This window comes from Actinocrinis sp., assembly GCF_035650855.1.
Classification (GTDB): Bacteria; Actinomycetota; Actinomycetes; order Streptomycetales; family Catenulisporaceae; genus Actinocrinis.
Genome location: NZ_DASRGV010000256.1, coordinates 16935 through 29270 on the forward strand (window position 1 = coordinate 16935; position 12336 = coordinate 29270).

Annotated in this window: 10 protein-coding genes and 1 tRNA gene; 4 read left to right on the forward strand and 7 right to left on the reverse strand. The window is 68.8% G+C overall.

Translation table 11 applies throughout. The features are described from left to right. Positions 1-65 precede the first annotated feature (65 nt). The 4 genes from kdpC to kdpF are packed head-to-tail and all read right to left on the reverse strand — an operon-like array spanning position 66 to position 4630. Positions 66-725, reverse strand: a complete 660-nt coding sequence (gene kdpC / locus VFB40_RS18655) for a K(+)-transporting ATPase subunit C (protein ID WP_324852384.1) — start codon at positions 723-725, stop codon at positions 66-68. Between the two features lie 2 nt (positions 726-727). After that, entirely contained in the window at positions 728-2830 is a 2103-nt protein-coding gene (gene kdpB / locus VFB40_RS18660; RefSeq protein WP_324852386.1) for a potassium-transporting ATPase subunit KdpB, read from the reverse strand. Then, positions 2830-4491, reverse strand: a complete 1662-nt coding sequence (kdpA, locus tag VFB40_RS18665) for a potassium-transporting ATPase subunit KdpA (RefSeq protein WP_324852388.1) — start codon at positions 4489-4491, stop codon at positions 2830-2832. The genes kdpB and kdpA overlap by 1 nt, the downstream gene beginning before the upstream one ends. Before the next feature lie 49 nt (positions 4492-4540). Then, entirely contained in the window at positions 4541-4630 is a 90-nt protein-coding gene (kdpF, locus tag VFB40_RS18670) for a K(+)-transporting ATPase subunit F (protein WP_324840786.1), read from the reverse strand. Between the two features lie 409 nt (positions 4631-5039). On the opposite strand from kdpF, the gene VFB40_RS18675 reads away from it, so the two are divergent. Next, the gene (locus VFB40_RS18675; protein WP_324852390.1) at positions 5040-5570 is read left to right on the forward strand and encodes a universal stress protein; all 531 of its coding nucleotides are present in this window, start codon (positions 5040-5042) and stop codon (positions 5568-5570) included. On the opposite strand, the gene VFB40_RS18680 is transcribed toward VFB40_RS18675, so the two are convergent. Beyond that, complete coding sequence (locus VFB40_RS18680; protein ID WP_324852392.1) at positions 5567-6865, reverse strand: GlnX family signal transduction membrane protein; 1299 nt, start codon at positions 6863-6865, stop codon at positions 5567-5569. The two genes, VFB40_RS18675 and VFB40_RS18680, sit on opposite strands and share 4 nt — an antisense overlap. Before the next feature lie 681 nt (positions 6866-7546). On the opposite strand from VFB40_RS18680, the gene VFB40_RS18685 reads away from it, so the two are divergent. After that, positions 7547-9559: a potassium transporter Kup gene (locus VFB40_RS18685; RefSeq protein ID WP_414642109.1), complete on the forward strand. Its 2013-nt coding sequence runs from the start codon at positions 7547-7549 to the stop codon at positions 9557-9559. Positions 9560-9593: 34 nt separating this feature from the next. Here the strand turns inward: VFB40_RS18685 and VFB40_RS18690 are convergent, their stop codons facing one another. Beyond that, the gene (locus VFB40_RS18690; protein WP_324852396.1) at positions 9594-10217 is read right to left on the reverse strand and encodes a DUF1707 SHOCT-like domain-containing protein; all 624 of its coding nucleotides are present in this window, start codon (positions 10215-10217) and stop codon (positions 9594-9596) included. Between the two features lie 223 nt (positions 10218-10440). On the opposite strand from VFB40_RS18690, the gene VFB40_RS28815 reads away from it, so the two are divergent. Both VFB40_RS28815 and VFB40_RS28820 read left to right on the forward strand, forming a co-directional pair. After that, entirely contained in the window at positions 10441-11037 is a 597-nt protein-coding gene (locus VFB40_RS28815; protein WP_414642110.1) for a recombinase family protein, read from the forward strand. Between the two features lie 39 nt (positions 11038-11076). Further along, positions 11077-11745, forward strand: coding sequence for a recombinase family protein (locus tag VFB40_RS28820; protein WP_414642111.1), 669 nt, complete (start codon positions 11077-11079; stop codon positions 11743-11745). A 224-nt stretch (positions 11746-11969) separates the two neighbouring features. Here VFB40_RS28820 and VFB40_RS18700 read toward each other — a convergent pair. Beyond that, positions 11970-12053, reverse strand: a tRNA-Leu gene (locus tag VFB40_RS18700). Positions 12054-12336 lie beyond the last annotated feature (283 nt).

A 12336-nucleotide genomic window follows, 5' to 3' on the forward strand; every position in this document is an offset into this window, starting at 1 on the left:
CGGTCCTTCGAGTCGGCGGTGCCGCGGGCGGCGTGCGCCCGCGGCAACCGGTCACTGCTCTTCTGTTACTTGCCCGTGTACGGGTACTGCGTGTCCAGTGCGATGTTCAGTTGCAGCACGTTGACACCGCTCTCGCCGAGGAAGCCGAGGTCTCGGCCGCCGGTATACCTCTTCACTAAGGCGTCGACTTGGGCGAGGGGGATGCCGCGGGTGGCGGCGATGCGGTGCTCCTGCTGCGCGGCGTTGAGCGGGCTGATGTCCGGGTCCAGGCCGGAGGCGGAGGCGGTGACGGCGTCCACGGCGACTTGGTCGGGCGCGACGCTGTAGCCGGCGACCGAGTCGAACGCGGACATCGTCTGCTGGTTCGCCTTGATCAGTTTGACCAGCCTGTCGCTGTTCGGGCCGAGGTTGCTGCCGGCGGACTGGGCCGGGTCGCAGCCGTAGTCGTTCTGCGCGCCGGACGGGACGGCGTCGGAGGGCCGGGGCTGGAAGTACTGCGGCAGCGGGTTGCCCTTGGCGTCGACGAACTCCTGGCACAGCAGGCTGGAGCCGACGCTCTGGCCCTTGCCGTTCGTGATCAGCGAGCCGTTCGCCTGCTTGCTGAACGCCGCTCGCGCAACACCGGTGACGAGCAGCGGGTAGGCGATGCCGCAGATCACCGAGAAGACGAGCATCGCGCGCAAAGCGACCAGGTGGCGCAGGACGGGGGCGGGAAGACGGTTCATGGTCAGTGTCCCATTCCGGGCAGGTACTGGATCACCAGGTCGAGCAGCTTGATGCCGACGAAGGGGATGATCAGGCCGCCGAAGCCGTAGATCCACAGGTTGCGGCGTAGCAGAGCCGAGGCGGAGGAGGGGGTGTAGCGCACTCCGCGCAGGGCGAGGGGGATCAGTCCGATGATGATCAGGGCGTTGAAGATGATCGCGGAGGTGATCGCGGACTGCGGGCTGTGCAGGTGCAGGATGTTGAGTTTGCCCAGGCCCGGGAAGACTCCGGCGAACATGGCCGGCAGCATCGCGAAGTACTTCGCGACGTCGTTGGCGATGGAGAAGGTGGTCAGCGCGCCGCGGGTGATGAGGAGTTGCTTGCCGATCTCCACGATCTCGATCAGCTTGGTCGGGTTGGAGTCCAGGTCCACCATGTTCCCGGCCTCCTTGGCGGCCGAGGTGCCGGTGTTCATCGCCACGCCGACGTCGGCCTGCGCGAGAGCCGGGGCGTCGTTGGTGCCGTCGCCGGTCATCGCGACCAGCTTCCCGCCCTCCTGCTCCTTCTTGATCAGGGCCATCTTGTCTTCCGGGGTGGCCTCGGCCAGGAAGTCGTCGACCCCTGCTTCGTCCGCGATCGCCTTGGCGGTCAACGGATTGTCGCCGGTGATCATGACGGTCTTGATGCCCATCCGGCGCAGCTCGGCGAAGCGCTCCCTGATGCCGTCCTTGACGATGTCCTTGAGGTGGATCACCCCCAGGGCCCGGGCCTGACCGTCCACGACCTCGGCCACGACCAGCGGGGTGCCGCCGGAGGCGGCGATCGCGTCCACGATGTGCCCGACCGCGTCCGTGGGGTGGCCGCCGTTCTCGCGTACCCACTTCATCACCGCGGTCGCGGCGCCCTTGCGCACCTGCCGGCCGTCCGGCAGGTCGATGCCTGACATGCGGGTCTGGGCGGTGAACTCGACGAAGGCCGCGTCGTGTACCTCGCGCCCGCGCAGGCCGTAGGTCTCCTTCGCCAGCACCACGATCGAGCGGCCCTCGGGCGTCTCGTCGGCGAGCGAGGAGAGCTGCGCGGCGTCCGCCAACTCCTCGATGCTCACGCCTTCGATCGGGGTGAACTCGCTGGCCTGCCGGTTGCCCAGGGTGATGGTGCCGGTCTTGTCCAGCAGCAGCGTGTTGACGTCGCCGGCGGCCTCGACGGCGCGTCCTGACATGGCCAGCACGTTGCGCTGCACGAGGCGGTCCATGCCGGCGATGCCGATCGCCGAGAGCAGCGCGCCGATGGTGGTTGGAATCAGCGCGACCACCAGGGCGACCAGGATGACTAGCGACTGCGGCGCGCCGGAGTAGAACGCGAGCGGCTGCAACGTCACCACGGCCAGCAGGAAGACGATGGTCAGCGACGCCAGCAGGATGTTCAGGGCGATCTCGTTCGGCGTCTTCTGCCGCGCCGCGCCCTCCACCAGCGCGATCATCCGGTCGATGAAGGTCTCCCCGGGCTTGGTGGTGATCTTCACCACGATCCGGTCCGACAGCACCCTGGTGCCGCCGGTGACCGCGGAACGATCGCCGCCGGACTCGCGGATGACCGGGGCTGATTCGCCGGTGATCGCCGACTCGTCCACCGAGGCCACGCCCTCGACGACGTCGCCGTCACCGGGGATGATCTGCCCGGCCTCGACCACCACGTAGTCGCCGAGCTTCAACTCGATGGCCGGGATCTCGGTGTCGGCTCCGGCGTTGCCCGGCGCCCAGGAAGCGAGCCGCCGGGCGACCGTGTGCGTCTTGGTCTTGCGCAGTGTGGCGGCCTGCGCCTTGCCGCGCCCTTCGGCGACGGCCTCGGCCAGGTTCGCGAACACCACGGTCAGCCACAGCCACGCGGTGATCGACCAGGCGAAGATCGACGGATGCGCGATCGCGGAGTACGTGGTGAGCAGCGAGCCGACCTCGACCACGAACATGACCGGATTCTTCAGCTGCACCCGCGGGTCCAGCTTCTTGAGGGCGTCCGGCAGCGAGGTCCACAGCATCTTCGGGTCCAGGAACCCGCCGCCGATCCGGCGCGGCTGATCCGGCGACTGCTGTCCCGTCTGCGGGGCGATGGGTGTGGTGACGGCCATTACTGGAGTCCTTCAGCGAGCGGGCCCAGCGCGAGCGCCGGGAAGTAGGTCAGGCCGACGACGATCAGCACCACGCCCAGCAGCAGGCCGACGAACAGCGGCTTGTGCGTCTCGAGCGTTCCGGCGGAGGCAGGGGTCTGCTTCTGCTTCGCGAGGGAGCCGGCCAGCGCCCCGACGAAGACCATCGGCAGGAAGCGGCCGAGGGTCATCGCGACGCCGCCGGTCAGGTTCCAGAACTGCGTGTTGCCGTTCAGCCCCGCGAAAGCCGAGCCGTTGTTGTTGCCCATCGAGCCGTAGGCGTAGAGCACCTCGGTCAGGCCGTGTGGTCCGGCGTTGTTCATCGAGTTGCGCGCGCTCGGGACGGCCATGGCGATGCCGGTGAAGATCAAGACAACCGCCGGGGTGGCCAGGATGTAGAGCGCCGCGTACTTCATCTCGGCCGGGCGGATCTTCTTGCCCAGATACTCCGGGGTGCGCCCGACCATCAGACCCGCGATGAACACGGTGACGATCGCCAGGATCAGCATGCCGTAGAGCCCTGATCCGGTCCCGCCGGGCGCGATCTCCCCGAGCAGGATGTTGAACAGCGCCATCCCACCGCCGAGCGGAGTGAACGAGTCGTGCATCGAGTTGACCGCCCCGGTCGAGGTCAACGTCGTCGAGGTCTGGAACAAGGCCGAGGCAGGGATACCGAAGCGCACCTCCTTGCCCTCCATCGCGCCGCCGGCCAGCTTGGCCGCCGCGCCCCAGCCGCGCGCCTCCATCCACGTGGAGATCGCGGCGGAACCGGCCCAGATGATCCCCATCACCGAGACGATCGCGTAGCCCTGCTTGTGCGAACCGACCATCTTGCCGAAGGTGCGCGGCAGCGAGAACCCGATCACCAGCAGCAGGTAGATCTCAAGCCAGTTCGTCCACGCGTTCGGGTTCTCGAACGGGTGCGCGGAGTTGGCGTTGAAGACGCCGCCGCCGTTGGTCCCGATCTCCTTGATCGCTTCCTGCGAGGCGGTCGCGCCGGTGTACAGCGTCTGATGGCCGCCGGTGACCGTGGTGATCGTGTGCGGGTCGGCCAGCGACTGCACCACTCCGGAGGCGACCAGGACGATCGCCACCACGAACGAGAACGGCAGCAGCAGCCGCAGATTCAGCCGGGTCAGATCCACCCAGAAGTTGCCGACCCGATCGGTCTGCTTGCGCACGAACCCGCGGATCAGGGTCGCGACCACGCAGATACCCACGGCCGCGGAGATGAAGTTCTGCACCGCGAGCCCCGCGAACTGCGCGGTATACCCGAGGGTGTTCTCGCCCGAGTAGTTCTGCCAGTTGGTGTTGGTCACGAACGAGGAGGCGGTGTTGTACGCCAGGTTCGCCTGCATCGCGGGCATGCCCAGCGACATCATCAGGTGCGCCTGGAGTCTGAGGATCAGGTACAGCAGCAGCACGCCGACGACGGAGATCGCCAGCACCGAGCGGATGTAGACCGACCAGGTCTGGTCGGCCTCGCCGTCGACCCCGATCAGGCGGTACAGGAACTTCTCGATCCGCCAGTGCTTGGGCGAGGTGAGGATGTGCGCCATGTAGTCGCCCAGCGGACGGTAGGAGGCCGCCAGGGCGAGCACGAGGAGACCGGCCTGCAGCCAGCCGGCGATAGCCACGGACATCACTGCGCCCTCTCTGAGCCGTCGATCTCGCTGCGCTCGTTCTCAGGCATCAGAATTTCTCCGGTTTCACCAGCGCGACCACCAGGTACACGGTCAACGCGACGGCGACGACCAGGCCGATGACGTTGTCAGCGCTCAAGGCGCTCGACCCCCTTGACGACCAGGGCGAGCACGGCGAACACCGCGACGATCAGCACGACGGACACCACGTCGGCCACGGCAGACTCCTCGAGAGAACGGCGGTTTGCAGTCGGCCCCTGTCCGGAGCCGCATTGATGTAAGCGCCTTTTGAGCCGGCCTAGCGGTTTGCTCACGGGTTTCAAACGGCCGCCCGTGCAAACTCCACGCCGATCTGACGCCGCGCGCCCCGCGCGACGCCGCAGCGTCACCTTCCCGAGATCTCACGCGGTCGCCGACGTGCGTTATCCCACGTCAGAGAGTCGTCAGATTCGCACGTGCGGGTGTTAGAGCGCCGTCAGAATCCGCCCGCGGACAGCTGCCGCGTGCTGCAGTGGAACCATCTGCGCACCCGAGCGAAGGAGCGGCCGGTGTCCCATCTGGTCGGGCGCGTCGTGGTGGGCGTGCACGGCACGCCGGGCAGCCTCCAAGCACTGCGCTTCGCCGTCGGCCACGCCCGCGCCCTCGGCTCCACCCTCATCCCCGTCATCGCCTGGCAAGCCCCGGGCGGGGAATCCGCCGGGCGCCGCTATCCGCCCTTCCTGACCGAGCAGTGGGCCGACGCCGCCGAGCAACGCCTGCTCACCGCCTTCGACGAAGGACTCGGCGGACCGCCCGAAGACCTGCCCGTCCAACCGATGATCGTGCGCGGACCAGCCGGCCGGGTCCTGACCGCCATCGCCGACCGCGAGGGCGACCTGCTCGTGCTGGGCAGCAGCCGTCGCGGCCCACTGCACCGCGCCTACTACGGCTGCCCGCCCCAGTACTGCCTCAAGCACGCCGGCTGCACCGTCATGGTCGTGCCGCCCAGCAGGCTGGCCCTCGAGGTCGAGCGAATGCGCCACCGCTCCCGCAGCGCCCGGACGCGGCGAACAACAGCCAGGGCAGCAGACATCTCCTAACGGTATTCGCGCAGCCGCGGATACAGCCCGGCACCGACCAGCAGCAGCACCGCCGCTCCCGTCACGTAAGGCAGCCAGGCCCACACCTCAAGGACCCCCTGTCCGTCGGCGATCGCGGCCTGGAAGGCGTCCTCGTTGATCGCGATGATGTGGGTCAGTGCCTGGTCGTATTGGTAGTAGGCATAGTTCGACTCTCCCTGTTGAGTGCCGATGTCAACGGCGACCGCGCCGGGCAGATCACCCCGGTTCGCGTCGGCGCGAATGACCGCGTCGTCCTGCACGTAAGCCTCGAAGTCGCGCACCGTGGTCGCGGCGCCCTGCGCCTCGTCTGGGAAGGTGACGTTGTTCAGCTCAGTGCCCAGGAATCCACCGACCCTCACCTGCGCAACACTGTTCGCGCCGGAGTTCACTCGCAGGTGCGAGACAGCGGACTTCAAGCCGTCGTAGTAGGCGCCGGGGTCCGCTGCCGCGCCCGCCGCGTCCACTCCGGGCACCGCGGCGATCTGCGAAGCCTTGGCGAAAAAGCCGTTCTGCAACGCGGCGGTGGGGTCCAGCAGCCAGCGGCTCTCGTCCGCGTTCGCGTCATACGACACCGCCCGCGCGCGGGTCAGGGCGTTGATCGAGTCGAACGCGTCCTGTTTAGCGATCTTGAACTGCCCCGCCACGTGCCACAGCGCGACCGTCCCGGTGGCCGCGACCACGAGCGTGACCAGCGCTGCGGCGGCCAGCGCGGGAGCGAGTATCCGCCGGAAACGCCGCGCCAGGTACCAGTTCACCGCAGCCAGCGCAGCCAGCAGGAGGAGGCCGGCGACCAGCGCGAGCAGCGCGTAGGTCCGCGCGTCGCCGCGGTCCGCCGCGTACTGGTCGTCCACGCGGGCGCTGTCGGTCGCGGTGATCGCCGAGGCGATCGGAAGAATGCTGCTGTGCATCATCGAGGACGCTCTTTGATACGCGCTCAGTGCTTCGGCGGGCGGCTTGGCCGGAAACTGCGACTTCTGGCCCTGGTCGACGTAAAGCGCCTGGCCGATCAGCGCCTCGTATACGCCGAGCGCGTCGAGCAGCCGCGCGTACGGGTCCGCCAGCGCCACATTGGCCGCGATCTTCTGCAAGTCACGATCGGCGGCGGCCCGGTCCGACTCGTACGTACGCACCGACGCCGCCGCGTCCACCGACGCCGGCACCTCAACGGTCGGATGGAACCCGACCAGCAGCGCATCCGCCGCCTGCGCGTCCATGTCGTTGAGCCGGAAGTAGAGATCGTTGGTGGCGCCGACCTCGTCGGTGCTTGCCGCCATCGACGACAGCCCACCGCGGGCCGCCCCCGTCCCGGCGATCAGCACACCGACGAGAGCCCCCACCAACGCGCCAAGCAGAACCCCGGCGGCGATCAGACGCCGCGGCGTCTGATCCAGCGTCCGATGTGTCAGTCCCCGTAGGCCCGCGCTCGTGACGCGCGGAAGAGTGTCCATGCCGCGCACCATCCCGATACCGCCACCCCCGCGGCAAGAGACGCCGCCGAAACTCAACGCGCCTCAAACACCCGGCCCGCGGCAACTGACGAAACGCGGAGGCCCCGCAGGGCACCTGTATGAATACCGTCAGAACGGTTGCCGCCCAGCACCGCCGGGATTGACTTGAATACGTGAATACCCGCGCTACTGCGACCTGCTGCGGCAGCGGCATGCGCCGTGGCGACCGGCCGCCACGAAACAGTGCTCTGCGCGCCTAACGCCACCCTCCCCGAGCGCCACACAACCGATGCGCCCGCCACCGACCAAATTCGGCGCGTGATTTCCGCTGCCTTCGTCGCGCGCGGTCGGCCTGCGTGCAACGCATGTCCATACCGCTTGGCCGCACTCGCGACACACGTCACCGACGCGCTTGGCTCGGCAGTCTCGTGTGCGCGTGTGCGCGTGTGTGCGTGTGTGCGTGTGCGGCGACGGTCGCGTCGCGCGGGCCGATATTGTTCCGAGACCATGCACCGGGCACGACATCAGCCCGCGAAGGAGGATGCCGTGACCGACCGCCAGTACGCGACCACGTCGTCGCAGGATCAATCCACGCCGCACTCGTCGACGCCGCACGGTACGGGCACGCCCGGCGCGGCGCGGCTCGCACTCGTCGTCGGCGCGCTCGGCGTGGTGTTCGGCGACATCGGCACCAGCCCGATCTACACCCTGCAGACGGTGTTCAGCCCGAGCGATCCGCACCCGGTGCCGGTCAGCACGCAGAACGTGTTCGGCGTGGTGTCGCTGGTGTTCTGGTCGGTGGTGATCATCGTCACGGTCACCTATGTGCTGCTGGCGATGCGGGTCGACAACGACGGCGAGGGCGGCATCATGGCCCTGATCACCCTGGTGCGCCGGTCCGGCGCTCAGCACGGCCGGCGCGCCGCGCTCGTGCTGGCCGCGCTCGGCATCTTCGGCGCGGCGCTGTTCTTCGGCGACAGCATGATCACCCCGGCGATCTCCGTGCTGTCCGCCGTCGAAGGACTCAAGGTCGTCCAGCCCTCGCTCGGCCACCTGGTCGTGCCCATCACCGCGGTGATCATCGTGCTGCTGTTCCTGGTGCAGCGGCGCGGAACCGCGGCGGTGGGCCGAGTGTTCGGACCGGTGATGATCGCCTGGTTCCTGGCCATCGGGGCGTGCGGGGTGGCCGGGATCGCCGACCATCCCGCGATCCTCAAGGCCCTGTCACCCACCTACGCGCTCGGTTTCCTGGCCCGCCATTTCGGCACGGCGTTCTTCGCCCTGGCCGCGATCGTGCTCGCGGTCACCGGAGCCGAGGCGCTCTACGCCGACATGGGCCACTTCGGACGCCGCTCGATCACCCGCGCCTGGCTGATCCTGGTCTTCCCCGCGTGCATCCTGAGCTACCTGGGCCAGGGCGCGCTGATCCTGAAGGATCCGGCGAACCTCGCCAGCCCGTTCTTCCTGCTCGTGCCCGGCTGGGGACGGCTGCCCCTGGTGCTGCTGGCCACCGCCGCCACCGTAATCGCCTCCCAGGCGGTGATCACCGGCGCCTACTCGGTAGCGTCCCAAGCCGCGCAGCTGGGCTACCTGCCCCGACTGCGCATCGCGCACACCTCGGAGTCCACGATCGGCCAGATCTACGTGCCGTTCATCAACTGGCTGCTGATGGTCTCAGTGCTCACCCTGGTGTTCGCGTTCCGCAGCTCCGAGGCGCTGGCCTTCGCGTTCGGCATGGCGGTGACCGGCACGATCACCATCACGACCCTGCTGTTCTTCTACGTCGTGCGCGACAGATGGAGCACCCCGCGCTGGCTGCCGGTCACCGGCGCGAGCGCGCTGCTGCTCGTGGACCTGCTGTTCGTCGCGGCCAACCTGACCAAGCTCGTGCACGGCGCCTGGCTGCCGCTGCTGATCGGCCTGACCGCATTCACCGTCATGACCACCTGGCAGCGCGGCCGCCAGATCGTGACCGCCGAACGCGAGCTGCACGAGGGACCCCTGCGCGAATTCGTCGGCGAACTGCGTACTGAACAGGTCGCCACGCAGCGGGTTCCCGGCACGGCCGTATTCCTCAACCGCGGCAACCGCACCGCCCCGCTGGCCCTGCGCGCCAACGTCGAGCACAACCACGTGCGACACGAGCAGGTCGTGATCCTCTCCCTCGAGACCATGCCCGTACCCCGGGTCCCGCCGCACCAGCGGATCACCGTGGACGACCTCGGCTATAGCGACGACGGGATCACCCACGTCACGGCCCGGTTCGGCTATATGGAAACCCCCGACGTGCCCGCCGCCCTGGCGCTGCTCGACCCGGCCGCCACGGAGGGACGGCTCCACCTGGAGCAGGCCTCTTACTTCCTGTCCACCATCGAACTGCGCTCCGGGAAGTCACCGGCGATGGCTCTGTGGCGCAAACGGCTGTTCATCGCGACCTCCCACATCACCGCCGACGCCGCCGAATACTTCGGCCTACCGCGCGACCGCACCGTCATCATGGGCTCACACATCGAGGTCTAGAGCCGGCGCACGCGCACCGCAACGGCTCCCCCTGTCACTTCCCGTCCGACGCCTCCACGCGCACGCTTCCGCCGTGCGTCGATCCCGTCACCGTGATCACATGCGTCACCGGCACCCCCGGCACCGCACGCCGCGAAGCACTGTCGCGCACCCGTCCGCCGTGCCACGAGATCCCGCTCAGGTCCACCGCGACATGAGGAGGCACCGTCAGCCGCACGCTCCCGCCGTGCGTCGAGATTCGCAGCACACTGTGGCCACCTTCCGGCAGCCGCGCCACCGTGTAGTCCAGCCGCGCCGAGCCGCCATGCACATCCAACTCGATCACGCGCGGCACCAACCACGCGCCCTCCCGGACGAACCGCTGGCCGGCCACCTGCCACCGCACCACTTCCCCGTCCGCGGGAGCCGCCGGCGCGGGCGCGCGGACACTCGGCGCAGTAGGCGCGGCGACCGGCAGATCCGCCACCAGAGGCTGCAGATCCGCGAAGGTGCGCGCGGTCAGCGCACGCTCCACCCGGTCTTCGAGTTCCTCGATCTCCAGCCGACCGTCCGCCGCCGCGTCCCGCAGGATCTCCACCATCCGGTCCCGATCCGCATGCGAGACACGCAGCAGCCGCGGATCGCGCTCAGCCGCGCCGCCCGGCTCTTCGATGCTCATGACCACGTACCCTACGACGCCGATACGCCGCCAGCGTCATGTGCCTCGTGTGCCACAAGTCGTCCTACCTGCTTTTGCGCCTAGGCGGGTGGTCGCGTGCGCTCGCTGGGTGGGGTGGCTTCCGGCGTCTGGTCTGGACGTCGTGGAAAGGCTGTGGCAGATGCTGGATAGAGAGAAGTCCGCTCGCGGTGAGATGAGCTCCCGCGACTCGGCGAGGTACATCATGGCCCCAACCTCGACTGTGGCGTCCGCGACCGGCGCCGCCGGTGCGCTGCGCGCGTGGGCGTCGTCCACAGCGGGGCGCGCGGTCGAGGCCAGGCGCAGGCTGTTGAGGTTCGCGTTCTGCGGCCGGTATTCCACGGAGGACCGGCAGAACCCCGCCACCTCGTACGCGTGGCAGCACGATCAGGCCGAGGCGACCATCACCGGCGAGGGCGGGATCGTTGCAGGGTTCTTCGACCGCGGCCAGTCCCGCCAGCTGGCCTGGCACCTGCGTCCCGAGGCCGCGCGGCTGATCGAGGCGATCAAGGATCCGAACCGCGGCTTCGACGCGATCGTCATTGGGTCCTACGAGCGCGCGTTCTACGGCAACCAGGCCTCGCTGATCCTGCCGCTGCTGGAGAAGTACCGGGTCGCGTGTGGATGCCGGAGGTCGGCGGGCCGTTCACCTCCGGACACGACGAACTGGTCGCGCTGCTCGGCATCCTCTCCAAACGCGAGATCATCCGAGCCCGGGCGCGCACCGTCGGGGCGATGGCCGCGCTGGTGCGCGACTACGGCCGGTACGTCGTCGGCCGCCCCGCCTACGGCTACCGCCTGACCGCTACCGGACCGCACCTGAAGCCCCAGCACGCGCAGTGTGGCCGCAAACTACTGTGCCTCGAGCCAAACCCCGACACCGCACCGGTCGTCGCGTGGATCTTCCAGATGCGCCTGTAACGGCCACACGCTCGCCAGGATCACCCGCGCCCTCAACGACGCCGCGATCCCGTGCCCCTCCGCCGCCGACCCACGGCGCAACCCGCACCACCCCGCCATCGCCTGGCAGATCCCCGCCGTGCAGGCGATCCTCGGCAACCCCGTCTACACCGGCCATGCCGTGTGGAAGCGCGCCGTCACCGAACACGAACTGATCGACGAGGACAACCTCGCCACCGGCGCCGCCCAGCACGTGCGCCGCGTAGCGCCCGACCAGTGGGTCATCTCCCTGCGCCTCGCGCACGAGGCCCTCGTCAGTGAAGAACACTGTGCGGCCAATGCGCCAGGCGGATGGAAGGAACCTGGAACAACGGCGGTGCCGCCTACCGCTGTCGGCACGGGCACTCCAGCGCGAACAGCCCCGCAGGGCGGACCCCTAACGCGCACATCCGCGAATCCCACCTGCTCGCCCGCATGCCGCTACTCCACATCCGGCTCACCGCCAACCGTGCGCTGCCGACTACAGCGAAGGGGCCGGCAAGCGCCCCCGCCGCGCCGAACCGCAACCCTCGAGGTCGGTGGGAAGCTGCCGATCCGCATTATCGTCTGACCGCGTCCCGGGCACACGCGTCGGACACTGCACAAGAACGCAAAGACCCTTACAAGGACACGCGAGCAACGAGAGGAAAGCCCCAGCACAGCGGCGCGACGCCGCACAACAAGACACGAAGGAGGTGAGGCCCTGACCGATTCGACCCAGCGGCTGAGACGGGAGAACCCGACCTCAGACGCCGAAAAGGGCTGCCCGAAAATAGCTCTTCGCGGAGAAATATGTGTCCGAGGGGGGACTTGAACCCCCACGCCCTTAACGGGCACTAGCACCTCAAGCTAGCGCGTCTGCCATTCCGCCACCCGGACCTGGGTGTAACCGCAGGTTTCCGGTTTGTCCGGTCCCGCGTTGACGTGGAGAACAATACCAAAGATCGGCAGGCGTTGTGCACACGGTATCGAGCACGGGACGGCGGCGCGTCGCGACGTGATCGCCTAGGTCAGTCGGGCGGGGAGCGGGTCGGGGGCGGGTGGGAAGCGGGCCATGCACGGGGTGGTGCCGGGGGCGTGCGGGCGGGAGCGAAGGGGCGGCTGCGCGGGGGTATTGCCGGGGTCAGCGGGCGCGGCGGGGACGTGTCGGGCGGGTGTGGAA